Annotated in this window: 23 protein-coding genes and 1 pseudogene; 13 read left to right on the top strand and 11 right to left on the bottom strand. The window is 47.4% G+C overall.

Translation table 11 applies throughout. The features are described from left to right. Window positions 1-128: 128 nt before the first annotated feature. Window positions 129-1,031, bottom strand: coding sequence for a metal ABC transporter solute-binding protein (locus AC07KQ_RS11735; RefSeq protein ID WP_003585593.1), 903 nt, complete (start codon window positions 1,029-1,031; stop codon window positions 129-131). Window positions 1,032-1,181: 150 nt separating this feature from the next. Further along, window positions 1,182-3,017, bottom strand: a complete 1,836-nt coding sequence (locus AC07KQ_RS11730; protein WP_020751755.1) for a SpaA isopeptide-forming pilin-related protein — start codon at window positions 3,015-3,017, stop codon at window positions 1,182-1,184. A 262-nt stretch (window positions 3,018-3,279) separates the two neighbouring features. On the opposite strand from AC07KQ_RS11730, the gene AC07KQ_RS11725 reads away from it, so the two are divergent. Next, window positions 3,280-3,804: a hypothetical protein gene (locus AC07KQ_RS11725; protein WP_003567424.1), complete on the top strand. Its 525-nt coding sequence runs from the start codon at window positions 3,280-3,282 to the stop codon at window positions 3,802-3,804. 157 nt (window positions 3,805-3,961) lie between these two features. Further along, window positions 3,962-4,594, top strand: a pseudogene (locus AC07KQ_RS11720) (NUDIX hydrolase N-terminal domain-containing protein). A 117-nt stretch (window positions 4,595-4,711) separates the two neighbouring features. Here AC07KQ_RS11720 and AC07KQ_RS11715 read toward each other — a convergent pair. Beyond that, window positions 4,712-5,353 (bottom strand): SDR family oxidoreductase, encoded by a 642-nt coding sequence (locus tag AC07KQ_RS11715; RefSeq protein WP_003567422.1) that lies wholly within the window; start codon window positions 5,351-5,353, stop codon window positions 4,712-4,714. A 239-nt stretch (window positions 5,354-5,592) separates the two neighbouring features. Continuing rightward, window positions 5,593-6,510: a metal ABC transporter solute-binding protein gene (locus AC07KQ_RS11710; protein ID WP_003576335.1), complete on the bottom strand. Its 918-nt coding sequence runs from the start codon at window positions 6,508-6,510 to the stop codon at window positions 5,593-5,595. A gap of 200 nt (window positions 6,511-6,710) precedes the next feature. On the opposite strand from AC07KQ_RS11710, the gene AC07KQ_RS11705 reads away from it, so the two are divergent. The 6 genes from AC07KQ_RS11705 to AC07KQ_RS11680 all read left to right on the top strand — a co-directional run bounded on the left by AC07KQ_RS11705 (window position 6,711) and on the right by AC07KQ_RS11680 (window position 11,705). Continuing rightward, on the top strand, window positions 6,711-6,830 hold the full coding sequence (locus tag AC07KQ_RS11705; RefSeq protein ID WP_003567418.1) for a putative metal homeostasis protein: 120 nt from the start codon (window positions 6,711-6,713) through the stop codon (window positions 6,828-6,830). 88 nt (window positions 6,831-6,918) lie between these two features. Then, the gene (gene rpsN, locus AC07KQ_RS11700) at window positions 6,919-7,188 is read left to right on the top strand and encodes a 30S ribosomal protein S14 (protein ID WP_003567416.1); all 270 of its coding nucleotides are present in this window, start codon (window positions 6,919-6,921) and stop codon (window positions 7,186-7,188) included. Between the two features lie 200 nt (window positions 7,189-7,388). Further along, the gene (gene aldA / locus AC07KQ_RS11695) at window positions 7,389-8,855 is read left to right on the top strand and encodes an aldehyde dehydrogenase (RefSeq protein ID WP_003588856.1); all 1,467 of its coding nucleotides are present in this window, start codon (window positions 7,389-7,391) and stop codon (window positions 8,853-8,855) included. 275 nt (window positions 8,856-9,130) lie between these two features. Then, window positions 9,131-9,874 (top strand): metal ABC transporter ATP-binding protein, encoded by a 744-nt coding sequence (locus AC07KQ_RS11690; RefSeq protein WP_003567413.1) that lies wholly within the window; start codon window positions 9,131-9,133, stop codon window positions 9,872-9,874. Then, on the top strand, window positions 9,871-10,767 hold the full coding sequence (locus tag AC07KQ_RS11685; RefSeq protein ID WP_003567411.1) for a metal ABC transporter permease: 897 nt from the start codon (window positions 9,871-9,873) through the stop codon (window positions 10,765-10,767). The genes AC07KQ_RS11690 and AC07KQ_RS11685 overlap by 4 nt, the downstream gene beginning before the upstream one ends. Beyond that, a complete protein-coding gene (locus tag AC07KQ_RS11680; protein ID WP_003567408.1) occupies window positions 10,764-11,705 on the top strand; it encodes a metal ABC transporter solute-binding protein, Zn/Mn family in 942 nt (313 codons plus the stop codon). Before AC07KQ_RS11685 ends, AC07KQ_RS11680 begins: the two co-directional genes overlap by 4 nt. Window positions 11,706-11,825: 120 nt before the next feature. Here the strand turns inward: AC07KQ_RS11680 and AC07KQ_RS11675 are convergent, their stop codons facing one another. From AC07KQ_RS11675 to AC07KQ_RS11665, 3 genes are all read right to left on the bottom strand, one after another. After that, a complete protein-coding gene (locus AC07KQ_RS11675) occupies window positions 11,826-12,158 on the bottom strand; it encodes an ArsR/SmtB family transcription factor (RefSeq protein WP_003567405.1) in 333 nt (110 codons plus the stop codon). A gap of 20 nt (window positions 12,159-12,178) precedes the next feature. Continuing rightward, the gene (locus tag AC07KQ_RS11670; protein ID WP_003567403.1) at window positions 12,179-12,817 is read right to left on the bottom strand and encodes a cation efflux transmembrane domain-containing protein; all 639 of its coding nucleotides are present in this window, start codon (window positions 12,815-12,817) and stop codon (window positions 12,179-12,181) included. Window positions 12,818-12,945: 128 nt separating this feature from the next. Beyond that, window positions 12,946-13,137: a hypothetical protein gene (locus tag AC07KQ_RS11665; protein ID WP_003576326.1), complete on the bottom strand. Its 192-nt coding sequence runs from the start codon at window positions 13,135-13,137 to the stop codon at window positions 12,946-12,948. Window positions 13,138-13,382: 245 nt separating this feature from the next. Between AC07KQ_RS11665 and AC07KQ_RS11660 the strand changes: the two genes are divergently transcribed. Together AC07KQ_RS11660 and AC07KQ_RS11655 are read left to right on the top strand one after the other, a co-directional pair. Then, complete coding sequence (locus AC07KQ_RS11660) at window positions 13,383-14,912, top strand: multicopper oxidase family protein (RefSeq protein ID WP_003585581.1); 1,530 nt, start codon at window positions 13,383-13,385, stop codon at window positions 14,910-14,912. Between the two features lie 39 nt (window positions 14,913-14,951). After that, window positions 14,952-16,325, top strand: coding sequence for an MFS transporter (locus AC07KQ_RS11655; protein ID WP_013246065.1), 1,374 nt, complete (start codon window positions 14,952-14,954; stop codon window positions 16,323-16,325). Between the two features lie 153 nt (window positions 16,326-16,478). Here the strand turns inward: AC07KQ_RS11655 and AC07KQ_RS11650 are convergent, their stop codons facing one another. Beyond that, window positions 16,479-16,844: a hypothetical protein gene (locus tag AC07KQ_RS11650; protein WP_003567394.1), complete on the bottom strand. Its 366-nt coding sequence runs from the start codon at window positions 16,842-16,844 to the stop codon at window positions 16,479-16,481. Between the two features lie 299 nt (window positions 16,845-17,143). Further along, window positions 17,144-19,861, bottom strand: coding sequence for an HAD-IC family P-type ATPase (locus tag AC07KQ_RS11645; protein WP_013246064.1), 2,718 nt, complete (start codon window positions 19,859-19,861; stop codon window positions 17,144-17,146). A gap of 387 nt (window positions 19,862-20,248) precedes the next feature. On the opposite strand from AC07KQ_RS11645, the gene AC07KQ_RS11640 reads away from it, so the two are divergent. From AC07KQ_RS11640 to AC07KQ_RS11630, 3 genes are all read left to right on the top strand, one after another. Continuing rightward, window positions 20,249-21,856, top strand: a complete 1,608-nt coding sequence (locus AC07KQ_RS11640; RefSeq protein WP_003567390.1) for an Nramp family divalent metal transporter — start codon at window positions 20,249-20,251, stop codon at window positions 21,854-21,856. Between the two features lie 291 nt (window positions 21,857-22,147). Next, window positions 22,148-22,906, top strand: a complete 759-nt coding sequence (locus tag AC07KQ_RS11635; RefSeq protein WP_003576318.1) for a hypothetical protein — start codon at window positions 22,148-22,150, stop codon at window positions 22,904-22,906. A 132-nt stretch (window positions 22,907-23,038) separates the two neighbouring features. Then, the gene (locus AC07KQ_RS11630) at window positions 23,039-24,415 is read left to right on the top strand and encodes a class II fumarate hydratase (RefSeq protein ID WP_013246061.1); all 1,377 of its coding nucleotides are present in this window, start codon (window positions 23,039-23,041) and stop codon (window positions 24,413-24,415) included. Window positions 24,416-24,802: 387 nt separating this feature from the next. Here AC07KQ_RS11630 and AC07KQ_RS11625 read toward each other — a convergent pair whose 3' ends face one another. Together AC07KQ_RS11625 and AC07KQ_RS11620 are read right to left on the bottom strand one after the other, a co-directional pair. Continuing rightward, the gene (locus AC07KQ_RS11625) at window positions 24,803-25,966 is read right to left on the bottom strand and encodes an NADH-dependent flavin oxidoreductase (protein WP_480156565.1); all 1,164 of its coding nucleotides are present in this window, start codon (window positions 25,964-25,966) and stop codon (window positions 24,803-24,805) included. Between the two features lie 25 nt (window positions 25,967-25,991). Then, window positions 25,992-26,726 (bottom strand): SDR family oxidoreductase, encoded by a 735-nt coding sequence (locus tag AC07KQ_RS11620; RefSeq protein ID WP_003580891.1) that lies wholly within the window; start codon window positions 26,724-26,726, stop codon window positions 25,992-25,994. Between the last annotated feature and the right edge of the window lie 85 nt (window positions 26,727-26,811).

Below are 26,811 nucleotides of genomic sequence, written 5' to 3'. Positions count from 1 at the left end.
AAAAGATGTCAGTTGTCACAAAATGAACAGCAGGCCATGCATTTTTTACCTTCCTTTAGAGAGGTATCCGTTGATGCAAGTTGCGATTTTTGAAGACGAAGTGGTTTTTTTGTGGTAGGACAGAGAGACTAGTTTGTTTTGTCGGCCTTTGCTTGGATTTTTTCTAACTGTTGGTATTGGCTGGTCATCCAAGTGCGATAATTTTTGCCCTTTGGCAGGGTTTCGGAGACGTTGAGCACAGGGACATCGTGTTGCTTAGCTAATTTGACGAGACCGTCGACGATTTTCGAGCTGGCTTGGCTGTTATTCACGAAAAAGGCGATTTTCTTTTCTTTAATATCGTCTTGAACACCGTTGATGTCTTTGGCACTATAATCGGTGCCTTCTTCGGTAGCTTGGGCGAAGTGGGTGTTGTTAACCTTGTAGCCTAGATAGTCCAGCGCGTAGCCGAAGACAGGTTCGGAGACGTCGACTTTTTGATCGTGAACGTTTTGCTTGAGTTTCTGAATCAAAGCATTGAGGTTATCGAGTGAGGCGATGTACTTCTTGGCGTTGGCTTTGAAGATGGCCTTTTTGGATGGGTCCTGTTTGGCAAACTTGTCTGCCAAGGCATTGGCAAGTTTAGGCATGGTGCGTGGGTCATACCAAATATGTTCGTTATCGCCTTCGTGTTTGCCCATGAGGTCATCGGCCACACGTAAGTATTGTTTGGACTTGCTTTCGGATTTCACGAGTTTGTCCATCCAGCCATCATAGCCGATACCACTGGCAACGATGAGGTTGGCGGTGGCCACTTGTTTACCGACTTTAGTGGTGGGTTCGTAGTCATGGGGATCAATGGCGGGATTGTCGATGATCGATTGGACACTTACCTGATCGCCGCCGACTGCTTTAGCTACTTCACCGTAAAAATCGACGGTAGCCACAACTTGAATCTTTTGGTTGCTGCCAGATTTGGCGCTGGTGCTGCAAGCGACAGCAAGGATTGCCAACAACATGACGCTGAAGGCGGTCAATAATCGTTTGAACATGGGCAAAAGCTCCTTTGTTGGAAAGCGTAATGGTTACGGTTGTAAGCGTAGCGTATTCATGGCGTACACGCAAGCAAAATTTAAAGCAGCAAAAAACTGCAGCAGACGATGGCTTCATTTCATCGTCATGCTGCAGTTTTTGAAACGCGCTTATTGATAATCTTTAATTAATAGAAGGATACCAGTAATTGATAAAAGACTTCCTATTGCAATGGCTAGCCAGCCTAAAACACGCTCACCTGTGTCAGGTAGATGATGGGTGTTGTTGTGGCTTGGCGTGATAACCTCCACGCTTGCGGAAGAATCGCTTTCTGAAGAGAATGAAGGGATCACATCACTGCTAGATATGGAAGATGAGCTTTCCTGATGGCTAGGGGTGGATGAAGCAGCCGGCTTTGAAGGCTCGCTAGATGAAGACGACGGCTTAGACGGCGGTGTCACCGAGCTAGAAGGTGTTGATGGTTTAGACGGCGGCGTCACTGAGCTAGAAGGTGACGACGGTTTAGACGGCGGTGTCACCGAGCTAGAAGGTGTTGATGGTTTAGACGGCGGTGTCACCGAGCTAGAAGGTGTTGATGGTTTAGACGGCGGTGTCACTGAACTAGAAGGTGTTGATGGTTTAGACGGCGGTGTCACCGAGCTAGAAGGTACAGACGGTTTGGAACTGGAAGATTCAGAAGATGGCGTCGACGGCGTTACCGGTGGCGGCGTCAGGTTCTCGTCATAGGCCTTGACCGTCACTTGCGGTTTATCAAGGGTAATGGTAAACGGCAAGTGCGTCGCATTCAGCTTGTATCCTTTAGGCGCCTTTGTTTCGACAAAATAGTATTGGCCGACTAAGAGTTGGGTAGAGGTTAACTTGCCCTTCGTATCAGTGATGAGGTCGTCGTGCACCAAGGTTCCATCGGCACGATAGAGTGAGAAAACAGCACCGGCGAGAGCCTGCTGATGTGTTTTTTGGTCTTGTTTAATTAGCGTGACCTGTCCAACTTGGCCGGTGCCACTACCGCCGTTACGCCAAGTGATTGTGCCGTTTGCTTGCGCTGGAGCACCGCTACCGCCTTGCTTGCCTGAAGCAACGACTGAATTCGTCCAAGAATCTGTGGTTTCGAAACTTGCAGAGGTGGGATTAGTCCACAAATCAATTTGGATGGCGGTTGTGATCGTTCCCAGCGATATTTTGACTTGGTTACCATTCACTTGATAGCTTGGGGTGATGGTGCCGGTAGCATGGAACCAGTTGTCATCGTAAGTACCAGTGTGGACGACCAGCCCACGACTTGTATCAAAATGCTGCCCGGGACCAAGTGTATCAGTGAGCACCACATTGTCGACATGCTCCATATTTGGATTAATCGTAATCTCCCACTGGAAAATTTTGGGTCGACCAAGGTCATCAACATACTGCGCTTTTTCTTCTGGAGTTGCACCTGTTGGCGGATTGACAACCCACCCGGCTTTGTAGATATACCATCCTGGACGTTGATGACCACTATCATCATAGCGGCCACTTACCATGAATTGAAGCTCACCTTGGCGGCCGACTGTTGAATGGCTGAAGAAGTCCGTGAAGGTCAAAATACCGGTTGAACTACCTGCTTTGGAAAAGAAATGGCCAATCGTGGCGCCAGTTGTGGGATCAACCACTGCAAAGTCCACATTGGCTCGCGATACAACCGTTGCTGGCAGGGAAACTGTCGCGGTATCACCGGCTTTGACGACCACTTCGTCAGGAATTCGCCAGTGATAGGTTAATGTGTACACGCTATACATCGAAAGATTGGGTGCGTGGGTGAAATCTTTCCCAGTGGTGTCAGTAATCGTAGCATCTTGACTACCAAAACCGGTGACCGCGATATTCTGGCCAGCACCGACACTGATCGGCTTGCTTATGAGCGGTGGGATTAAGGCAACCAGAACTGACAACAACAAGGTGATAAGTAAAAAGACTGAAGCACGCTTTTGTGAGTGGCGGCGCTTTTGCATCTCGGCACTTCCTTAGTCATAATTTAACAAAATAATTATAACATAAGGATATTTATTCGGATTAACAAATATAATGAATATCCCCTTGTTTAGCAAGGCAATTTTTGTGAGATAATACTTACAAAAATAACGAAACAATGACGCTTGGCTTATTTGGTTAAAGGGATCAAATAACTGGTGAAATGTTTGACGTCTCGAACGGCTTATGTTTGAATTAATTTAATGATGCGGTTATTCGTCATCATGTTGGGGAGGGATCAAGTTGCGAAGGTGGCTTGTTATTGCAGTATCAGTGATGGCTATGATCGGTGTAACTGGTTGTCAGTCAAAAAGTTCAAAGTCGTCTAGCTCGACTGGGTCGACGATGATTAAGGTGAACCATTTTACCAAGCAGACTTTGCAGAAACAGTATACGACCATTTCTGACTTGGTGATGAAAACGATGACAGAGGTCTCACTGCAAAGTGATAACAAGACCCTCAGTCAGTCGGCTAAAGCCAGTCTCTCTAAACTTGATAAGATCCGGCTGGAATTGGATAATAACAAATCACAGGATTCAGGGGATGATGCCTTGGCAAAGACATTGGTTGATTATGCCAAGCAATCAAGTGACGTGTTGACAGCCGTTATTAACAATGATGGAAAAGGCTATCAGTCAAGCGCTCAAGCTTTCTTTAAGCAAGCCGTCAGTATTGGTCAACAGTCTTTCGGCGGTCAAGTTCCGGAATCCGTGCGCAACTATGCGAACAATCAGCAAGCGGTGACAACTAGCGGAAGCTCGAAGTAACAATCAAGTTACATAGGATCGCAAAAGGCAGTTGATGACTGCTTTTTTTGTTACACAGCGTCAGGCGACCTGAAACGTAAGACTTTTTCAAATTGACGGGGTTTGTGATAGGTGATGGCGCGCTGATTTGTTAGGTTGGACGTGAGGAGGCGATCGTTTGGCACCCTATCAAGATGATTTGAATACTTTGCTGGCCAAGTTGCAGGCAATTGCACAGACGGGTAACTATTACGCAAAGGATGTTTTTGATCAGCAGCGTTATACAGAACTGGCTGACGTGACGATTAAGCTGGCAATAAAGCTTGGTGCCAGTGACCAGCAAGCAAAGTTATTTGTCGATGCGGATTTTGGCTATGTGACGCCCAAAGTTGATGTTCGTGCGGTTACCTTTATTGAGGATCAACTATTGCTGGTTCAGGAACGAGCGGGCGGTACATGGTCCATCCCCGGTGGTTGGGCGGATTTGGGTTATAGTGCGGGTGAAATTGCTGTAAAAGAAACCCGTGAAGAGGCCGGCTTAACCGTGAAACCGCAACAATTACTGACAGTTCGGGCACTACGTAAGCACGCCTATGCCAAGCAAAGTTCGCAAGATGTGTACAAAATGTTCATTGCTTGTCTACCGGAGAATCGTGCGTTAAAAAGCGGGATCGAAACTGCAAAGGTTTAACTTTTTACGCGAGAACAAGCGCTTCAGGTGCCCTTATCGCTACAACGCAATTTGCCGGCCGACATTGAGATGGCATTTGACGCACATACGGCTAGTCACTGGGTGACAAAGTTTGATTGAGTTTAAAAAGATAATACTTTGATAGACAAGTAAAGGGCATGGCAACAGAAAAGAGTTTATTTCCCAGTGATGAACACGGAAATAAACTCTTTTTGATTTGGCCGATGACTGGTTACTTTAATAGAAGGAAGGCTTATCGCCTTGGGTGTTAGGTTGGTCAACGCCAAGTGAAGCACCGATGTGTTTGCTTGGATCGTTAATCAGCTTGACGACGAAGTCAGCGATGCTGCGCCGAGAGACTTCTGTGCCCTTAAATGGCTCGCCTTTTTCCGTTAATTCATAACTGACAATGTTTTTATTGGAAAGCCAAGCTGGCCGAATGATCGTATATTTTAAGTCAGAATTTTCAATGACTTTGGCGGCTGCGGCGTAGGTTTCAAGATAACCACCATCAAGCATTTGATGATTCCACTTGCCAAAAGCGCCGGGGACTTCATCGTAAATTCCCAACGTCGAAATCCAAATCAATCGACTCACACCTGCAGCATCCATCGCTTTCACGACGGATTTTGCCTGATCTTCAATTCCCTTGTTGCCAAGGTTGGCATAGACAACGTCAATGCCAGCAAGCGCCTTGGTCAACTTGGCGGTGTCGGTGACATCCCCGTCAATCACCGTCTCCCGTTGCGGATTGACGTCTTGCAGCCGCCCGGCATTGCGTAGAAACAAACTCAGGTGATGATCGGTTTCTTTCAGCAACTGATGCCGCGCCAACGTTGCAATTTGCCCGTGTGCGCCTAAGATCATGACATTTGCCATTTGAATCTTCCTTTCTTGTTCCCAATACAGTTTTATTGTAACACCGGTATTTGTGGGCGGAACGATCAAAAAAGCCCGCGAATTTCTTCGCGGGCTTCCTTCTGGTCAAGTGCTGTCCGGTGTTGTTGGCCCGGGCATATGGTTTATCTTGTCATCAAAGCAATTAACGAAACTTCGACAGAGGGTGAGCTTTGCCGAAACATTGGGGGAATGATAAACCCCTGTGACCAGAAGTGATGCTATTTTGCGCTGTTCGTTGCTTGATCCTGAATTTTTTCAAGTTGCTGGTATTGGCTGGTCATCCAAGTCCGATAGTTTTTGCCCTTAGGTAATGTCTCGGTCACTTTCAAAACCGGCACATTATTTTGTTCAGCTAATTTGACGAGTTGATTGACAGTCTTTGAGCTTGCTTGGATGTTATTGACAAAGAAGGCAATTTTCTTTTCCTTAATATCGGTTTCGATACCATGGATATCTTTTGCGCTGTAGTCTGTGCCGTCTTCGGTTGACTTCGAGAAGTGATCGTCATTGACTTTGTAGCCCAGATAATCGAGCGCGTAGCCAAAGACAGGTTCGGAGACATCAACGAGTTGGCCATTTACTTTCGACTTCAACTTGTTGATCAAAGTATTGAGATCGTCCAGTGAAGCGATGTATTTTTTTGCATTCGCCTTGAAGGTCGCTTTGTCAGCTGGATCTTTCTTGGCAAACTTATCAGCTAACGTATTGGCCAGTTTTGGCATGGTTCGCGGATCGTACCAGATATGTTCGTTGTCGCCTTCCTTTTTATTCATCAAATCGTCAGCGACACGTAAGTAATTTTTGGATTTGTCCGCTGATTTCACGACCTTATCCATCCAGCCGTCGTAACCAATGCCACTAGCGACAACAAGATCGGCAGACGCAACTGATTTCCCAACTTTGGTAGTAGGCTCATAGTCATGGGGATCAACCGCCGGATTGTTGATAATCGACTGCACCGACACCTTGTTACCACCCACAGCTTTGGCAACCTCACCATAAAAATCAAGACTGGCAACAACTTGAATCTTGCTGCCATTCGAGCTGGATTGCTTTGCGGCACCGTTACTACCGCATGCGACTGCAAAAATTGCCAGCAATGCGACACTGATACCTGCAAGTAATCGCTTCATCATAAATTCCCGCTTCCTTCCAAAACGTAATAATTACGATTTAAACCATAAAGCAAAGTGAGCGGTCTGGCAAGGAAAATTTTCAAAAAAATTGAGAAAAGTGTCGTTCTTAAATTCTAATTGACAGATAAATCGCAGTCGTGATACGGTTACTGCCGTTGCTTAAATAGTAATGATTACGAATTAAAAAGAGGTGATCATTTTTGGAAAAGACAGATCTTGCCAGTGCACGGCGGCGTATGAAGAGTCCCAACATTAAGACCCGAAAACGGGCGTTAAAAGTTTTGCACGATGCTAAGCGTAAGCAACAGAAAAATCGGTAATGTATCAATAATTGGTGGTCATTTGAATACTTTGAGTGACTCGTTTGCGGGAGATTAAAGACCATCAGTGAAGGAAAGAGGCATTCTTTTGGCAAAAAAATCTAAAATTGCAAAAGCAAAACGACAAGAAAAACTTGTTCAACAATACGCGGCAAAACGCGCTGCATTAAAAGCGAAAGGTGACTATATTGGTCTAAGCAAACTCCCACGTGATTCAAGCCCAGTTCGTTTACATCATCGTGACGTTTTGGATGGGCGACCGCATGCTTATATGCGGAAGTTTGGCATGTCCCGGCTTAATTTCCGTGAACTCGCCCATAAAGGTCAAATTCCTGGGGTGCGGAAAGCCAGTTGGTGAAACCTGAAGCCACCGGCGATGAATTCGTTTTGTGTTTTTTATTTCCTCATGTTTGCTAACTCACAAGCAATTATCATGTCTTTTGCCTGAAGATGACGTTATACTTAAGATGTACGAAGTTAGCGCTTACATAATATGAGCAAAGTGGCTTTGCTTATGTTCGTCGGACAGAAAAGACGTTTGCAAGGAGGAAAAACACAATGGCTGAATTGCAGTCAACGCACTATCAGATGTATATCAATGGCAAGTTCATGGATTCGGCATCAGGCGATGTTGAAACCGTGATCGATCCTTCCACAGGTAAGAAATTGTGGACCGCACCGGCAGCGACAATTGAGGAAGCCCGCGCAGCCGTGGATGCTGCTTGGGCGGCTAAGAATGCTTGGCGGCGCGTGCCTGCTCCAACGCGTGGTGCGTACTTGCGCAAGCTTGCTACTTTAGTGCGTGAGCATGAAGATGAACTGGTGAAGATTCTGATGTTGGAGCAAGGAAAAATTCATGCCTTAGCGAAAACCGAAATTGAGTTTTCGGCGGATTATTTTGACTATATGGCCAACGCCGCACGCGTTTATTCCGGCGATGTGATGCAATCTGACAATGAAAACGAAAATATTATCATTGCCCGTCAGCCAATCGGTGTTGCGGTTGGTATTATTGCTTGGAACTTCCCGTTCTTCCTGATTGCTCGGAAAATGGGGCCAGCTTTGGTAACCGGCAATACCATCGTGATCAAACCAAGTTCGGACACCCCAGGACTGGCGTTGGCATTTGCAAAACTGGTTGATGAAGTCGGTTTGCCGGCAGGGGTAGCCAACTTTGTGAGTGGTCGCGGGTCCATCATTGGGGATGATTTGGCGAAGAACCCCAAAGTCGGCATTATCAGCCTGACTGGGTCCACCGCGTCCGGTAAGAAGGTCATGGCAGCTGCGGCGAATCATGTGGCAAAGATGTCATTGGAACTTGGCGGGAAGGCACCGGCAATTGTTGCTAAGGATGCTGATATCGATTTAGCTGTGCAGGCCATTTTTGACTCGCGAATTGATAACAATGGGCAAATTTGTAACAACGCTGAACGGATTTATGTGCAAGAAGATGTTGCGGATGAGTTTATTAAGAAAATGACGGCAAAGATGGCGGCGGTGAAAGTCGGTAATCCGAACACTGATCCAGATGCCGAAATGGGTCCGTTGATCAATCAAGGCGCCCTTGATAAAGTGGACGGTTTGGTTCAGCGGGCGGTTGAAGCAGGCGGCCAGATTCAAACAGGTGGTCACCCAGCTGACATTGACGGTGGTTTCTTCTACGAACCAACTGTGATTACCAATGTCGCGCAGGATTCCGAGATTGTGCAAAATGAGATCTTCGGACCGGTGTTACCGATTTTGACATTCAAGAGCATTCCAGAAGCAATCGAAATGGCGAATGACACGGTATATGGCCTGACCAGCTCCGTTTATACGCGTGATCTGGAAACCGCTTCGTATGTTGCTAACGAGATTGAGTTTGGCGAGACCTACATTAACCGATTCAACTTTGAAGGCATCCAAGGCTTCCATGCTGGTTGGAAACAATCTGGTGTCGGAGGCGCCGATGGTATTCACGGTGTTGAAGAATTTACCAACACACATGTCATTTATTTACAGCGTCACCCAGAAAGCTTAAAATAACTAGGCGATAACCAGAGGACCATGAGCGAGCATTTATCTCGATCATGGTTCTCTTTTTTGATGATGCTCAGCGCTTATGAATGAATGCGATTACATACTTTTATCTACGGCAGTTGTCGAGAAGTAAGCCATTTAAGCATTAGATTCGTGATAGTCACTAGTTCATGTTCTTTAGCTTTTTTAAGTTCGCCTTAAAAAACACTTGATAGCATTTGAAATTTTCTGTAAGCTTAAGATGAAAGCGAATTAGGTCACCCTAAAAATTGGAGGCTCTTATGTTAACAGTTAAGGACCTGACCGTTGCCTACGCTGACACACCGGTGTTTGCTGATGTTGCCGTTCATTTTAACGCAGGTAAGATCACCGGAATCATTGGGCCTAACGGAGCAGGTAAATCGACCTTGATCAAAGCTATTTTGGGATTGATCAAGGTACAATCAGGAACGGTCGACTTTTCCGGCCGGACACTCAAAGAGGTACAGCAGTCAATCGCTTATGTCGAGCAACGTAAAGATCTTGATCTGACGTTTCCGATCAATGTTCAAGATCTTGTGCTGACTGGGACATATGGCCGATTGGGCTTACTGAAAAGTCCTGGCAAAAAGGAACGACAGGCGGCGCTTGACGCCCTGACCCAAGTCGGTCTTGAGGATTTTAAGAAACGTCAGATCAGCCAGTTATCAGGTGGTCAATTGCAACGCGTTTTCGTTGCGCGGGCGATTGTGCAACATGCAGAAATTATCATCATGGACGAACCGTTTGTGGGGATCGACATGAAAAGTGAACAAGAGATCATGACGATTTTGAATCAGTGGCGCGATGCCGGTAAAACGCTGATTGTGGTCCATCATGATCTGAATAAAGTTTCAAAATATTTTGACGAACTTGTGGTCATGAACCACGGCATTGTTGCGGAAGGACCGGTCAAGGAAGTTTACACCGCCCAAAATATCGAACGGGCATTTTCAGCCGACCTGTCGTCCGTCTTGTTTACGGCAAAGGAGGGTGCGCGCGTATGACATCAATAATGGAATTCTTTACCGCTTTGGGAAAATATGATTTCCTGCAAAGCGCGTTGATCACCGCCATCATGGTTGGTATCATGTCAGGCTTGATCGGAAGTTTCATCATTTTACGCGGCATGTCGCTGATGGGGGATGCGATTTCCCATGCGGTCCTGCCCGGGGTAGCCGTTGCTTATATGCTCGGTATTAACGTCATGATCGGGGCATCGGTTTTCGGAATTATTGCGGCTTTGCTGATCGGGTTTGTGGCAGCCAACAGTAAAATCAAAACCGACACATCTATCGGGGTCGTGTTCAGTGCATTCTATGCCTTGGGTTTTATTCTGATTTCAATGGCTGAAAGTGCGACTAACTTGCACCATATTCTGTTCGGTAACATTTTAGCCGTCAGCGACAGCGACATTGTCACCACCGCTGTCGTGTTGGGAATTGTGATCCTGTTCGTGGTTCTGTTCTATAAGGAACTGCTGATCACCTCGTTTGATAATACGTTTGCGAAAACGTATGGCTTGAATACCACCATGATTCACTATGCTTTGATGCTGGTGTTGACGCTTGTCACCGTTTCAGCCTTGCAGACAGTTGGGATCATTCTAGTTGTGGCGATGCTGATTACGCCAGCAGCAACTGCCTTCTTGTGGACGGATCGGTTAGAAACGATGTTGATCACGTCCGCTAGCGTAGGCGTTTTCTCGGCCATCACCGGACTTTACTTCAGTTTCACCTTTAACTGGGCATCCGGGCCGGCCATTGTGCTCGTAGCTGCGGTCCTGTTCGCCATTTCCTTCGTCTTCTCACCGAAGCAGGCGTTCTTCAGTTTTAGTAAAAAACAGCGAGAAAAGAAAACCGCTGCTGCTACCCACACTGCCGAGGAGGCTGTTCGATGAAAAAGATTCTAATCAGTGTTGTTGCTGTTTTAACCATGGTTGCAGGGGTTTTCTGGTTTGTAAACAACCGCAGTACGACTCAGAAAGATTCAGCAAGTACTAACCAACAATTACGTGTCGTCACCACCAACTCGATTCTTGAAGACATGGTGCACAATGTCGGCGGTGATCGCATTGAACTCTATAGTATCGTCAAGCGCGGCACCGACCCGCACGAATATGAACCGCGACCGACCGACGTTGCTGCCACTAGTGAAGCCGATGTTGTCTTCCACAATGGCCTCAACCTTGAAACTGGCGGAAATGGTTGGTTCAAAAAGTTAGTTCAAACATCGCATAAAGCTTTTAACAAAGACGTTTTTGCTGCCAGTGACGGGGTCAATCCGATGTACCTGACGACCAATACGAAGGAACAAGACCCGCACGCTTGGCTTGATCTGGCCAACGGGATTCAATACGTGAAAACCATCACCAAGGTGTTGAAGCAAAAAGATGCCAAGAATGCCAATTATTACCAGATGAATGCAGATCAATACGTTGCTAAGCTGCAAAAACTGCATCAAACCGCCCAATCTCAGTTCCTTGATATTCCGGAACGCCAGCGGTTGCTCGTTACATCAGAAGGCGCCTTCAAGTATTTCTCTAAGGCTTATCACGTCACCCCGGCCTACATCTGGGAAATTAACACCGAAGCCCAAGGTACGCCTGAGCAGATGCAGACGGTTTTAGCAAAAATTCGCGCCTCCGATGTTAAGCATTTGTTTGTCGAAAGTTCTGTTTCACCGAAGTCCATGAACAAAGTTGCGAAAGAAACCGGCCTATCGATTCACGCCAAAATCTTTACTGACTCTTTGGCAGCAAAAGGCACCAAAGGCGATACGTACTACAGCATGATGAAATGGAACCTAGATAAGATTCACGACGGTTTGGCGGAATAATCGCGACCAAGACGCTCGGTTGAACCATTAAAAAAAACGTTACCTTTGCCGAAAATGGTAAAGGTAACGTTTTTTTATGGCTGACTCGTAGCCTTCTCTGACTGCAAACCCATTGTTGCATTATTCGCCGTGTCGCTTGCCGCGAGCCACGTGGTCGGCATGGGCGAGCATAGCATCGATGACGGTGATGATATGCGGATCATCGAGGCGGTAGAAATTGGCTTTACCCACCCGTTTGGCGCTCACCAGCTGGTGCTTTCGCAACAAGGCAAGTTGGTGGGAAACAACCGACTGTTCCAAACCTAACAAGTCACCAATGGTACCGACATTCAGTTCCCGTTGTTCGAGCAGTTTTAACATCTGTAGGCGAATCGGATTGCTCAATAACTTAAAAATGCGTTCCGCCTCAGTCAATTTAGCTGTCGTGACCAGTTCTAAAGTGTCTGTGTCCATGTGACCGAAACCTCCATTAGTTAAGCGTCATCACCGTGTCCCAATCCCGTTTGCAACGCTTCCCAGCCCTCACTAGCCACAAAATAAACCAAGACTAAAGCAGCGACAGAATCCGCCCACCACCAGTTAAACAACCAAGTCAGCAGACTGCCAAGCAGAACAGTTGCGGCCATATAAGCACAGGTGATGTTGCACATGCCATCTTCAATCAGCGCGGGAGAGGTTAACTTTTCTCCCAAGTGCCGCTTTTTAATGGTCAAAACAGGCATCAGGAACACGGAAGCAATTGCGATTGCCATGCCGCTGTAACTTGTATCAGCTGCGGCATGTGTAACCAAATTATAGCCGGAAACGCCAATGACATAAAGACTGAGTAATAATAAAACACTGCCGACAATGAGACTGGAACGTTGCTCTGCTTGAGCAACCTCCGCAGATGGCGCACCATTGGCTTCTTTTTTAAGACGCCAAATGAGGGCACTGCCAGAAATAATTTCAAGAAAACTATCGAGGCCAAACGCAATTAAGAGAATGGAACCCGCTTGCATACCGGACCAAAAACCGACTATGAACTCAAATGCCATCCATGCCGTTGAAAAATATTCAACCCGTAAAGCTGACGTCATGGTTTGTTTCTGCGTCATTGACAGTTGCTGCATTAAACGACCCTCTTTCATGTGACTGTTCATCTCAGTACAGACACATGATATATTCAACATATGTATATGTCAACATATAATGCCGATCAATGACTCCATGAAAGGTCTTGCAGCAACTTCTTAACAAACTAGTGCTGGTGGGCGTGTTGTTGACTTGACTGGGGCCGATAAGCGGCAACTAACCCTGTCACAGCGTCCAAAGTCATAATCAGACCCATTAACCACATTGCTGCCATATTGTGCATGGTACCAATTAGAATCAGCAGCACCACATTTAACGCCAGCATGAGCCAGCCCATCGTTTTCGACATTTGTTGCATGAAAATCCTCCTCAAGTGTATGGATAAGACCTATACCATTTTTCGCTACTACTTTAGATTAATTCTAAATTATGTTTATGGCAACCCTAAAAAGTGTTAAAATTCTAGTCAGAGCGTGATCAGCCGCGGTCAGAAACCGGAGCATAAGCGGGCACAAGTGCGATGGCCGCACTTTGGCCATTGCGCTTGTGGTCCTTATGTGCAGGTTTCTGCGGCTGAGAACGCGTTTGAAGGGGGAAATCACGATGAAAACCTATACGGACTATTTCTTTGATGAGCCAGCGTTTGATCTCCACGATGGCGGGTACGTGCCGCTTGAGGTCAGTGATGCGCCTGAGAAGCCCTTAAATGTGCCACCGTTGTTGAAACCGGATAAAGAGACAGCGACCGACGTTTATTACACGGTGACAGCAGAGGCTGGGGAAACACAACTGTTGCCAGGGGCGAAGACCAAGACGTGGGGCTATAATACCAGTCTGTTAGGTCAGACGATTGTGTATCGCCGTGGTCAGCATACGCATGTGACACTGAAAAACACCTTGCCTGAGTTGACCACTTTTCATTGGCATGGGGCTAATGTCAGTGGCCCTTATGTTGATGGCGGATGCCATGCGCCGGTTTATCCGGGTGAAAGTAAGCATATCGACTTCACGTTGGACCAACCGGCGACGACTTTGTGGCTGCACGCGCATCCGTGCCCATCCACAGCCGAGCAGGTTTGGCATGGTTTGGCTGCCATGGTGATTGTCAAAGACGACCATGAAGCCAGCCTGCCATTGCCAAGGAACTATGGCGTTGACGATATTCCGGTCATTTTGCAAGACCGGCGTTTTCACGAGAACAACCAGTGGGACTACCGGGCTGATTATGATCCTGACGGTGTTGCTGGGCCAACTGCAATGATTAACGGTACAATCAATCCCTATTTTGATGTCACCACGCAAAAGGTCCGGTTGCGTTTTCTGGACGGTGCTAATCGACGTGAATGGCGGTTGCATTTTTCCGATGACCTGCCATTTACGCAAATTGGCGGGGATGGCTCGCTGTTACCGGAGCCGGTCAAATTTACCCATTTGATGCTGACTTGTGCTGAGCGTGCCGAAGTGATTGTTGATTTTGGCCAATACCATGAAGGCGACGAGGTCACCTTATATACGGATGATGTGCCATTGCTAAAATTCCGCATTCATGCGTTCAAACCGGATCAGACGACCTTGCCTGATAAGTTGTTCGATGTGAAGGCACCAGTGGTTGATCCGGCTTTGCCAGTTCGCCACGTTGTGATGCAGGGGATGGACGAAGGTGTTGCGATTGATGGTAAAAAGTTTGCCATGCAGCGGATTGATGCCACGCAACCAATTGGCAAAGCCCAGTACTGGGATGTTACCAATAGCAATGATGCGCCTGGAATGGTTCATCCATTCCATGTGCATGGAACCCAATTCTTAGTCTTGTCGCGGAATGGGCATGCGCCGTATCCAAATGAACATGGTTTCAAAGATACCGTTGGCGTGAATCCTGGGGAAACGGTTCGGCTGCTGGTGCGCTTTGATCTGCCAGGGGTTTACATGTATCACTGTCATATCATTGAGCACGAAGATGGCGGCATGATGGCACAGATTGAAACTTTCGATCCAGCCAAGCCAAAGCAAGAATATAAATTGATGGATATGGATACGTTAATGATGGCCTTGGCTAAAGAACGTGGCGTCAAACCATCTGAGATTTGGATGGGCGGTATGCAGTCTTATGAAAAAATGGGAATGAAAATGTAAACGTCCCACAATACTAATATAGAAAAAGATGATTTTAATATGCACTCTCCAACGATCAAACATCGCGGGGCTTTTGTCGCCACGTTACTGACAGGTACCTTTTCGATGTCAATTTCTCAGTCTTCTTTAAGCACCGCTTATCCTGCTTTTATGAAAGCTTTTGGTTTAGGAGCGGATACAGTTGCTTGGCTGACAACCGGCTTTATGTTGGTGATGACCTTGATGATTCCGGTTAGTCCATGGCTGTTGCATAATGTTCCTTTCCAACGGCTTTTCCAAGCGATTGAACTCATTTTTGCCATTGGGACAGGCTTATGTATCTGGGCACCGAGTTTTACCGTGCTCATGATTGGCCGGTTGCTTGAAGCGATTGCGGTCGGGATTATTTTCCCGAGTTTCCAGACCGTGTTGCTGACGATTACGCCGCATAGTGAGCGTGGTCGGGTGATGGGCACGGCGGGATTGGTCATGGGTTCAGCCTTGGCAGTCGGTCCGATTATTTCCGGTGTTTTGCTGACATGGTTCCCTTGGCAGGCTTTATTCTTGTTCTTCTTGGTCGTTTCGCTGCTTGTGCTGGCCGTTTCAACGGTGACCATTGCGTCTGTCATGCCATTGCAACCGACGCAACTGGACTGGGTGTCCTTCCTTTTATCCGCAAGTTTTCCAATTCTACTTTATGCCTTGGGTGCTTTGTCGAAAAAAGGCTTAACTGTTGGCGTGGTTGGTTTGTTGATTTTAGGCGTTCTGGCAGCTGGTATTTTCGTTGTTCGGCAATTGAATCGCCAACCACCAATGTTGCAAATGCGAGTTTTTGCCACTGGTATGTTTACTAAAGCGGTGTTTCTGACCGGAATTTCATACGTCGGTTTGATTGTCACCACTATCCTGATGCCGCTTTACTTTCAAACGCTACTTGGTTTGTCACCGTTGATTTCTGGCTTGTCCTTAGTGCCAGCTGCGGTGTTGCTGAGTATTTTGAATCCAATTAGCGGGCGCCTACTGGATCGCTTTGGACCGCGTGTCGTGGCCATGATTGGCATGTTGCTGATTACTGGCGGCTTTGGTCTGTTAGCAGTCTTTGCCCATCATTTACCACTGATTGGGGCAATTATGTTGGCGATGGCGACTGAAGCCGGTAACGCTTTTGTGATGATGCCCTCAGTGACGGCTGGCGCGAATGCCTTGCCGAATGAGCTTGTGGCAGACGGCACTGCGGTCACAACGACGGCTCGTCAGTTATTTGGGTCTGCCGGTGTCATGTTCGCCACAGTGTTGTTGGATGGCATGCAAACCACGCTGCGAAGTCATGCTGGCGGTTTTGCTGTTACCTTCGCTGTGTTTGCTGGCGTGGGCCTGATTGGCTTGTTGCTGGCGTTGACGTTACCAAAGGAAGTCGCGAAGAAAGCGGCATAGCTGCGAATTCGTGCTTTGCATCTACAAAAATGACCGTCTACCAAAAAGTAGACGGTCATTTTTATTGCAACTAAGCATGCTTGACTGGGTACTTAGCCGCAAATGATCAGGAGAGAAGCATCGCGACTAGGAAAGGAGGGTAACACGGTTGCTTTAGTCAACAAAGACCAGTTCGATAGTTTCATCTTCTGGTTTGATGTTGACAGATAAATGACGATTAAGGTCGGCCACCAGTTTGCGTGCGAAGGCCATCTTCTCGTCGAATTCGGTCATGTGCGAAGTAAACGGGACGCTTTGGTAATTAAAGTTTTCGCCGATATAGCCCGGATCAGTCACGTAGCGCAAGTTGTTTTCGTCGTGGCGACTGCCCGGTTTCAGGACGGTGTCCAAGTACTGATAGAGAATCGTTGGATCGTAGTTCAGCGGTTTATCAAGGGTCGTGGTGAGCTTGTAGCCGCTAGCTTGACCAGCGAATTGTTCGTTGATTTGGACTTGGGTAAGGCTTTGATACAATTTCAAAACGATCACTCCTCTTCTTTTCACTTTTAGTATAGCAGTTATGATGATATTTAAAAGAGAAATATTAGGTAAGCCTGAAATAATTTTTAGTGATGTGACTAAGCAGGATTCGGGACTGCTCAACTGATAACGCCTTTGTTTAAAAGAAAAAAGGTATTCAAAAAGCCTGACAGCTTGAGTGATGGTCGATCTGGCTGTCAGGCCTTCTAAATACGCATAAGGTTTGTTAGGGAAACCTTACTTATAGTATTACCATGATCAATCCAAAAATGGAAGAAAAAATTTAGGGAGGCCAAACATTATCCTTGCGTTTTGGTTACTGACCGAAAGGCACCATGGCCGCGCATACGCTGACGGCGGATCCGAATGATTTTGTCAATTTCGGTCACAATGAGAATGATTGAGCCAGCAAGTATCGCCAGTCCCCATTCACGCCAAGACATCGGTGCGGTTTGGAAAATGTCTTGCATAAACGGCACATAGGTCAGGAAGCATTGCAATGCTAGCATGATCCCAATGATGGCGAAGGCCATGGGATTACTGAACAGGTTCTTTGAGAGTGCCAATGTATTGGTGCGAATGTTAAACAGATAGAAAATTTTACCTAAAACAATCATGTTAACCATCATGGTACTTGCCGTCGTGCGGTCGGTTAGATGATTGGCGGTCAACCAGTCAAACGCCCACAAGCCGATGCCTGCAATTAACATGGCAACATAAGCAATTTGGAAAACATCGTGTTTATGCATCATCGCGGCGTTCTTCTTACGTGGTGGTCGATCCATGGTGCCGGCTTCCGCAGGTTCGAAAATGAAGGCAAATTGGATCGTAATAGCACTGACCATGTTGATCCACAGGAGTTGACTGGCACGCAATGGCATTTCTTGTTGCGTCAGAATGGTGAACACGATGACCAAGCCTTCAGCAAATGAAGTCGGCAGCAGGAACAGAATACTCTTTTTGATATTCTGGTAAATCCGCCGCCCTTGCGCGATGGCAGTTTCCATGCGAGCAAAGCGATCATCGGTCAGTACCATATCCGCTGCATCCTTAGCAACATCAGTACCAGACTGGCCCATAGCAACGCCGACATCGGCTTTTTTAAGGGCTGGCGCATCATTGACGCCATCACCGACCATTGCCGTGACATTGCCTGCTTCTTGCAGCACAGAGACGATGGTCAGCTTGTCTTTAGGGGTCGTTCGGGCAAAAACATCAGCATTAAGAATCAATTGTCGACGTTTTTCATCTGATAGGCCCGCCAATTGCGCACCGGTGACCGCTTCTGGGGAATCAGCCAGTCCGAGTTTTTTGGCAATCGCGATGGCAGTTTCCGGATGATCACCAGTAATCATTTTCACCTTCACGCCAGCGCGGCGCATTTGCTTGATGGCCGTAATAACAGACTCACGCGGCGGGTCGATAATCGCGGTGATGCCGAGAAAATCAAGGCCTTCGCTGAGCAGTTCAGGGGTAATTTCGGTTGTGTCGTCTGTCACTACCTTTTCGGCAACCGCGATGACCCGTTGGCCTTGGACACTGAACTGGCTGGTGAGCTTCAAGTAGCGATCCTGATCAAAGTCAGCATGCGTTGCAGCAACTAACGGAAGAATTTTATCCGGCGATCCTTTAACAAACAGTCTCGTGCGACCATCGGCACATTTAGCTAACTTCGCCATGTATCGGTTGTTGGAATCAAATGGCATCAGATCGCGCTCGGTGTTCGCCGGTTCCTGTTTGAAAGCCTTGTAGTAGGCAGTCAGAAACGAGCCATCTGTGGGTTCGCCGTTAATGACATAACGACCATCTTCTTGGTGCAATTCCGTGTCGTTGGCTTCAAATCCAGCAGTCAGTAATGCTGATAAATCGGCATGTTCAGCTGGATCAATCACTTTTCCAGCCATTGAAAAGTCACCAGTCGGCGCATAACCGGTACCGCTGACATCGTAAGTTGCTTGCGGTGTCACGATGGTGGTAATCGTCATCTCGTTTTTGGTGAGTGTACCAGTTTTGTCGGTACAGATGACATCCACTGAGCCAAGCGTTTCAGCAGCTGGCAAGGTTTTCACAATGACATGCTGCTTTTTGGCCATGTTGGACACGCCCATGGCCAAGATGACCGAGGTGGTGGCTGGCAAGCCTTCTGGCATAGAACCGACGACCATCGTGACAATGGCCAAGGCGAGAACGGGCAGACTGTATTTGCCAATGACGAGGCCGAAAATGAACAACAGTATGGCAGCGGCAATGATGGCATAAGAGATGCCTTTGCCGATGCCGTCAATTTCACGCATCATCGGCGAGCGGCCTTTGCGGACATCCGATACCGCTTGGGAAATCTTACCGAATTCGGTGTGATGGCCGGTGGCAACCACGATGCCGATGCCACTGCCACCAGCAACGGCAGTGGAGGCGAACGCAATATTGCTTTGGTCAGCTAATGGCGTGTCGGCTGGCAATGTTGCGGTGGTTTTGATGACGGAATTGGCTTCGCCAGTGAGGACAGCCTCCTGAATGGTGAGATTATCAATATCAACTAAGCGCAAATCAGCCGGGACATTATCGCCTGCTTCAAGGAAGACGACATCACCGACCACAAGATTGGCACTAGGGATATCAAGCCGTTCGCCGTCACGGTAAACCGTGGCTTCAGGAGCCAGCATTTTCTTGATTTTTTCCAAGGAATCGCTGGCGTTACTTTCCTGATAGTAGCCGATGATAGCATTGATGATAATGACCAAAACGATAACTGAGGTATCGGTCACATCACCTATCACGGTTGTCAAAATCGCGGCAATGATCAGGATATAGATGATCAGATTGTTAAACTGACGCAGAAAAATTAGCCATTTTGGCGTTGGATGCGACTCGATTGAGTTCGGTCCATTTGCCTTCAGGCGTTTAGCGGCTTCTTCTTTAGAAAGGCCGTGGTCAAGGGACGGGACCTGCAACGATTGCTGCAGGTCCTTGATACTGTGTGCAGACGCAGGTGGTTGCGAGTCAGGAACTTCTTCCATGCATGATTCCTCATTTCATAATATAAATTTTTTGTTGCTAACTATATAATATGGTATGCCTAAACCGGTTGCAAACAATTTGTTAATGGCGGTTATGGGGACACTAGCATTTGCAGAAAAGTTGAAAAACCTGATGGGTCGATAAATTTTTCAAAAAGACGTTTGAACATCCTCACACTAGTGACTTTTTAACAATAACGGCAATTATGAGCAATAACTTGTATGGTCATTTTCACAATTTTTCCTTTAAAAACACAAATTATTTTCATAAAACGGTTGACGATATATCAGTACAGGCATATCCTAAGAAAGGATTAAGTTAGGGAGACCTAAAAGGCCTTGTTCCCCAGGGACTTAACTTTTTTCAAACGAAAGGGGAGAGTTATTGTGAGTGATGATCACAAGAAGCGCCATCCAATTAAGCTCATTCAATACGCGAATGGGCCGTCATTGGAAGAAATTAACGGTACTGTTGAGGTGCCGCACGGGAAAGGGTTTTGGCGCACGCTTTTTGCTTATTCCGGGCCAGGGGCGTTGGTTGCCGTTGGTTACATGGATCCCGGGAATTGGTCAACGTCCATCACAGGTGGGCAAAACTTTCAGTACTTACTGATTTCCGTTATCCTGATGTCAAGTTTGATTGCGATGCTATTGCAATACATGGCAGCTAAACTTGGCATTGTTAGCCAAATGGACCTTGCACAGGCTATCCGCGCACGGACGTCGAAGAAGTTAGGGATTGTGCTGTGGATCCTGACTGAGTTGGCCATTATGGCGACTGATATCGCTGAAGTTATCGGTGCTGCCATTGCGCTTTATCTGTTGTTCCACATTCCACTAGTCATCGCCGTTCTGGTAACGGTCCTCGATGTGCTAGTGCTGCTGCTGTTGACCAAGATCGGGTTCCGAAAGATCGAAGCCATTGTTGTTGCTCTTATTCTTGTCATTTTACTGGTCTTCGTTTATCAGGTTGCTTTGTCCGATCCGAACATGGGTGCTTTGCTGAAGGGATTCATTCCAACCGGTGAAACATTCGCTAGTTCACCTTCGATTAACGGCATGAGTCCTATCCAAGGTGCACTTGGCATTATTGGTGCGACGGTTATGCCGCATAACCTTTATCTGCACAGTGCCATTTCGCAAACGCGGAAAATTGATCACAAGAACCCGGATGATGTGGCACAGGCTGTTAAGTTCTCAGCATGGGATTCTAACATTCAGCTGTCATTCGCCTTTGTTGTTAACTGCTTGCTGTTGGTTATGGGGGTCGCAGTCTTCAAGAGTGGTGCCGTTAAAGATCCATCATTCTTCGGCTTGTTCCAAGCTTTGTCAGATTCTTCAACCTTAAGTAATGGTGTTTTAATTGCCGTTGCTAAATCTGGTATTCTGTCAATTCTGTTCGCGGTTGCGTTACTGGCATCAGGTCAAAACTCCACCATCACCGGTACCTTAACGGGTCAGGTCATCATGGAAGGCTTTGTCCATATGAAAATGCCTCTGTGGGCACGACGGTTGGTTACCCGGATTATTTCCGTCATTCCAGTTATCGTCTGTGTTATGTTGACGGCTAGAGACACGCCAATTCAGCAACATGAGGCGTTAAATACCTTGATGAACAATTCACAGGTCTTTCTAGCGTTTGCGTTACCATTCTCAATGTTGCCACTGTTGATGTTCACAAACAGTAAAGTCGAAATGGGCGATCGGTTCAAGAACACTGGTTGGGTCAAAGTGCTCGGTTGGATTTCCGTTCTCGGCTTAACTGGACTGAACCTTAAAGGCCTGCCAGATTCAATCGCCGGATTCTTCGGCGATCATCCAACGGCTACACAAACCAACATGGCCAACATCATTGCCATTGTTCTGATCGTAGCCATCCTCGCGTTACTCGCTTGGACGATCTGGGATCTGTATAAAGGCAATCAACGTTATGAAGCACATCTTGCAGCTGTAGCCGATGAAAAAGAGGCGAAAGCAGATGTTGACGAACAATGATTTGTTTGAATCTTTGGCCATGAGTTGCGATGGGATCGAGGAATCTGTGGGGTACGATCCTTGGCTATTCGCTATTCTTGGGTTAGATCATATGCAATCTAAGACGGCCACGCATTCAACCAAATAATCATTATCGTTGTCAGTTTTCCTAGTAAAGCCGCTTTGATCATCTGTTTGGTGATCAAAGCGGCTTTTTTAAGTACAAGCCGGCGCACGTCATGACAGAAAGCATAGGAGCTAAAGTTTCATAGTCTCATGAATAGGCAAACAATATAGAAAGCGAGTGATGGGATGGCACAGGGAGAAGAAACAAGCACGTCAACACAGTTATTAGAAACGCCAGCCATGTTGTCGCAACATGCAACGGATCTGCTGATCAGTCTTATGTATGCTGATCGTCTGGGTTCTCAGGCAAACGGCAGCAAGAAGCGTCTGTCGTTTCGCGGCGGGCGGCAGTTTTTTGAAGATTTTGGCCAATTAGCAGGTATTGGCAGTCGAACAATCATGAAGCGCGCTAGATTGGAACTACAGGTTTCTGGCGCTTTATTGGCCGATCGCCATCGAACTCATAAGCATTATCAACTGGCAAATGATCCATGGACGCTTTTCAAGCAATATAACGGTCTAATGACATCGCCAATTCTAGCAACCCGCACATACACTGCTGATGAGTTTGAGCAGTTGCTGAAAATCAGCGGTGACTTCAGTGAAAACTTTCCTTTGGAGGCGGCCGGTACCGTTCTAATTAAGGCAGCGATATTTGGCAGTAACCAACCGTTGATTTATGCTGTCTCACAGGCTGCATATGATCGTTTACTGAAGGCGGAATTAACTCTAAAAATTGCCAATAGCAAGCATCGTGTCGATGATAGTCGCGCAGTCATCATTCAAACATGGTCAGTTGATCCGGCTACGGTGAGTCGTCGGCTGCATGGTGGTATATCGACACCACAGGCAGATCCGATCCATCTCTACTTGTCATTACTGACCACTGGTTCTATCAAAGCTCAAACCGAAGCGGCACAACTTGTCGAAACAATATTGCACTAAACGGCGATTAACCTTGCTGGGTGGCTTTTTGTTTTACTTGAGTTGTTTAACCGTGGGCGAATTCGTGTAAAATGGGTCTATGCAAATAGGCATGTTGGTTGAATTTTTCTGATGGTGATGACGGAGGTAAACATGAGCAAATATCGAACAGAAACGGACACATTAGGACCAGTTGAAATTCCGGCAAACGCTTTGTGGGGACCGCAAACAGAGCGCAGCCGGCATAATTTTCAGGCTGGTCCATTGATGCCGATGCCAGTGATTAGGGCCTTGCTGCAACTCAAAAAAGCGGCAGCGCGAGCAAATGTGGCCGCTGATGTTTTACCGGCACCAAAAGGCCAATTAATCACGCGAGCAGTCGATGCCTTGTTGGCCTTGCCAGACGAAAAACTGCAAAAAGATTTTCCACTGCATGTCTATCAAACCGGGTCTGGCACACAAACAAATATGAATGTGAACGAAGTCATTAGCCACCAAGCTGCAAAACTCAACCCCGACTTGCCGATCTTACCGAATGATGATGTGAATCACAGTCAAAGCTCCAATGATACTTTTCCAACTGTGATGAATATTACGGCGGCTATTGCAGTGAATCAGTTGCTGCACGCTGTCAACCAACTGTGCAGTGTTTTATATTCAAAAGCCGTCACTTACGCTCGTGTTGTTAAAATCGGTCGAACTCATTTACAGGATGCAACGCCGCTAACGTTTGGCCAAGAAATCAGCGGATGGGTGGCCATGATGGAGCATGATCAGATTGCTTTAAAGCAGCTTCAGCCCAATCTTTTTTACTTAGCCATTGGCGGAACAGCAGTCGGAACGGGGCTTAACGCTGACCCTAACTTTGGCAAGATTGTGGCGGGCCGATTGAGCGATGTTTATCAATTACCACTTTCGGCGAAAACCAATAAGTTTGCTGCTTTAGCGGCTCACTCAGAAATTAGCGTTGTTCATGGTGCCATTAAAACGCTAGCGGCTGATCTGCTTAAAATCGCCAATGACATTCGCTTCCTTGCCAGTGGTCCACGTGCTGGATACGGCGAGTTGCGCATTCCGGCCAATGAGCCTGGTAGTTCCATCATGCCGGGCAAAGTGAATCCCACACAGGCCGAAGCGCTAACCATGGCCGCTGTTCGAGTCATGGGCAACGATACGACGATCACGGTGGCCGCGTCACAAGGCAATTTTGAATTGAACGTCTACAAGCCGGTTATCATCAGTACCTTTTTAGAGTCAGCTGATCTACTAACCAAAACAGTCACGAGTTTCACTGAAAAATTAGCTGCCGGCTTGACCATCCACGCACCGCATATGAGGGCACTCGTTGATCATTCGCTCATGCTGGTCACCGCCCTCGCACCCCACATCGGCTACGAAAAAAGTGCCGCCATCGCGCAATTGGCTGAGCAAGAAAACCTCGATCTAAAAACAGCCGCCATCAAAAGCGGTGACGTCACAGCAGCGCAGTTTGATAAGTGGGTCGACCCGTTAAAAATGACAAGAGCGTGAACTGGCGCGGTTAGCTCGGCGTAGCGAAGTGGCAGTGACACAGATGGTCTGGGCTTTGGACCATCTGTGTCACTGTTCTTCGCATAGCCGAGCTGCGCCAGCGAACGCGTTTAAGTCAGAGCGTGAGCTGGCGCGGTTAGAAACCGGAACATAAGTGGCCTGAAACCTAAATGGTCGGGCTTTGACCATTTAGGTTTCAGGTCCTTATGTGTAGGTTTCTGCGCTGGTGAACGCGTTTAAGTCAGAGCGTGAGCAGGTGATGATCACACCTTGATTTAAAACTTATAAATCACTGGTAGCTTCAGGCACCATCGCGTAAGTTGAAGACGGCAAGAAAAAAGCCGAGCTTTTTACAGCTCGACTCGCACGATGATTTGAAATGCTAGATTAATCTTGAGTCACGTTGCTTGATGTCACAGACTGCGCAGTTGTTAACGGGACACCTTTTGCCCCACCGGAAATACTTTCGATAAAATCGAGGAAGGTCGGCGCAATGCCAAGTTCTTCAAGATCAGCAGGGGCGATCTGGTAACGGATCGCCTTTTCGTCATGGTCTAAGACCTTCTGAACCCAGTGCGGCTCGCGAATCATTTCGTGACCAATCGCGACCAAATCAAAGGATTCTGCCGCTTTCTCAGCATCGGCGGGGGTTTTAATGCCACCGACCACAATCACTGGAAAAGCACCGGCGACATGGTCACGAATTTGTTCATTCATGATGGCTGTGTCCTCGGGGTTGCGCAATGAGGTTCGCCAAACGTCACTTTGGGAGACATGCTGGTAATCAATCTTGGTTTGTTTCAAAGCGTCGATTAAGGCCAAGGTATCATCCAAGGTAATGCCAGGCTGTTCCAACTCTTCCGGCGAAATGCGGTAGCCTAACAAAAATGGCCGGTCAGCAATTGTGGCAATCACTTTTTCTGCTTCATGAACGACTGCCAACGGAAAACGCATCCGCTTATCGCGGTCACCGCCCCATTCATCGGTTCGGCGATTAGAGTTTGGCGAATAGAATTGCTGTATCAGATAGGTGTTGGCACCATGCAGTTCGATGCCATCAAAACCAGCAAGGATGGCGCGGCGCACAGCCTGACCAAAATCGTGAATAGTGGCCTCGATTTCTGCCGATGTCAATGCGCGCGGTGTTTCGTAACCCGCCCGTGGCGCAGCAACCGCACTGGCACTGACTGGCTGCTCACCGCGCAGAATCTTGCTATTGCTCATGCGGCCAGCGCTGAAGATTTGCAAAATAGCCTTGGTGCCGCCTGTTTTCATCGCAGCGGCGAGTTTGCTCAAACCGGGGATGAATCGATCATCAGCGACACTTAGCTCACCTTCGAATCCTTTGCCAAGCGCATTGACATTGGCGGTACCGGTAATAAACATGCCGACGCCACCGGCCCGTTGCTGGTAATACCTGATTTCGTCCCGCGTCACAGTGCCGTCTTCAAACGACAGGCGCGTTGTCATCGGCGGAATGACAATGCGATTTTTCAACGTGATGGTTTGGTGCTTGAAGGTGAACGGTTTTAAAAAATGATAACCCGACATGCAATCACACTCCTTTAGACGAAAATTAACGTTCTTGCGTGACTGGCCGTAAGAGCACTTCATTGATGGCAACATTGGCCGGTTGATCAATGGCATACAAAACTGCCTTGGCAACATCCGAGGCGCTGAGGCCATTGTTTTTTTCATCGGCTTCAACAGCTTCACGGCGCTTAGGATCGGTAATTGTGCTGAAAAGCTCAGTATTCACGGCACCGGGCGAGATCATGGTCGTTTTAATATGATTAGCCGCTTGTTCTTGTCGCAGGCCGTCCATGATCGCCTGAATAGCCCACTTGGTACCGGAGTAAACGGCGGTTCCAGGGTGAACAATGTGACCGGCAACTGAGTCTGTTGTGATAATTTGGCCACTGTGTTGGGCAATCATAGGCGGTAAAACCGCGGCGATCCCATACAAGACGCCTTTAATGTTGACGTCAATCATACGTTCCCATTCGTTGACTTTGAGTTCGGCCATTTCAGAAAGTGGCATCAGGCCAGCGTTGTTATACAAAACATCCACATGACCAAACTTATCCAACGCCAAATCAATCAGCGCTTTCACTTGCTGCTGGTCGGTCACATCGGTTTGTTGATACAGCACCTGACCGTCCGTAAAGCTGGCCGCCAATTCAGCCAACCGTTCTGTGCGCCGCGCACCGATGACTAGTTTTGCACCAGCCTCGGCCAACACTTGTACCGTTGCCGCGCCAATCCCGCTCGATGCACCTGTGATTACAACCACTTTATCTTTAACTGTCAAAATCACGGCCTCCTTTATGGGCTTATCCTGCTAAGAAAAAATAAGTAACAGACACAGCTTAACCTACCGCGCAGCTCAGCACCAT

This window comes from Lacticaseibacillus sp. YLM2-1, assembly GCF_056583465.1.
Note: the sequence above shows the minus strand (reverse complement) of the source record. Positions and strands in the feature narration are given on the sequence as shown.

Coding starts and splice junctions, on each gene's coding strand:
- AC07KQ_RS11735 (WP_003585593.1), bottom strand. CDS start 1,031: ATGTTCAAACGATTATTGACCGCCTTCAGCGTCATGTTGTTGGCAATC.
- AC07KQ_RS11730 (WP_020751755.1), bottom strand. CDS start 3,017: ATGCAAAAGCGCCGCCACTCACAAAAGCGTGCTTCAGTCTTTTTACTT.
- AC07KQ_RS11715 (WP_003567422.1), bottom strand. CDS start 5,353: ATGGCAAATGTCATGATCTTAGGCGCACACGGGCAAATTGCAACGTTG.
- AC07KQ_RS11710 (WP_003576335.1), bottom strand. CDS start 6,510: ATGATGAAGCGATTACTTGCAGGTATCAGTGTCGCATTGCTGGCAATT.
- aldA (WP_003588856.1), top strand. CDS start 7,389: ATGGCTGAATTGCAGTCAACGCACTATCAGATGTATATCAATGGCAAG.
- AC07KQ_RS11690 (WP_003567413.1), top strand. CDS start 9,131: ATGTTAACAGTTAAGGACCTGACCGTTGCCTACGCTGACACACCGGTG.
- AC07KQ_RS11685 (WP_003567411.1), top strand. CDS start 9,871: ATGACATCAATAATGGAATTCTTTACCGCTTTGGGAAAATATGATTTC.
- AC07KQ_RS11680 (WP_003567408.1), top strand. CDS start 10,764: ATGAAAAAGATTCTAATCAGTGTTGTTGCTGTTTTAACCATGGTTGCA.
- AC07KQ_RS11675 (WP_003567405.1), bottom strand. CDS start 12,158: ATGGACACAGACACTTTAGAACTGGTCACGACAGCTAAATTGACTGAG.
- AC07KQ_RS11670 (WP_003567403.1), bottom strand. CDS start 12,817: ATGCAGCAACTGTCAATGACGCAGAAACAAACCATGACGTCAGCTTTA.
- AC07KQ_RS11665 (WP_003576326.1), bottom strand. CDS start 13,137: ATGCAACAAATGTCGAAAACGATGGGCTGGCTCATGCTGGCGTTAAAT.
- AC07KQ_RS11660 (WP_003585581.1), top strand. CDS start 13,383: ATGAAAACCTATACGGACTATTTCTTTGATGAGCCAGCGTTTGATCTC.
- AC07KQ_RS11655 (WP_013246065.1), top strand. CDS start 14,952: ATGCACTCTCCAACGATCAAACATCGCGGGGCTTTTGTCGCCACGTTA.
- AC07KQ_RS11645 (WP_013246064.1), bottom strand. CDS start 19,861: ATGGAAGAAGTTCCTGACTCGCAACCACCTGCGTCTGCACACAGTATC.
- AC07KQ_RS11635 (WP_003576318.1), top strand. CDS start 22,148: ATGGCACAGGGAGAAGAAACAAGCACGTCAACACAGTTATTAGAAACG.
- AC07KQ_RS11630 (WP_013246061.1), top strand. CDS start 23,039: ATGAGCAAATATCGAACAGAAACGGACACATTAGGACCAGTTGAAATT.
- AC07KQ_RS11625 (WP_480156565.1), bottom strand. CDS start 25,966: ATGTCGGGTTATCATTTTTTAAAACCGTTCACCTTCAAGCACCAAACC.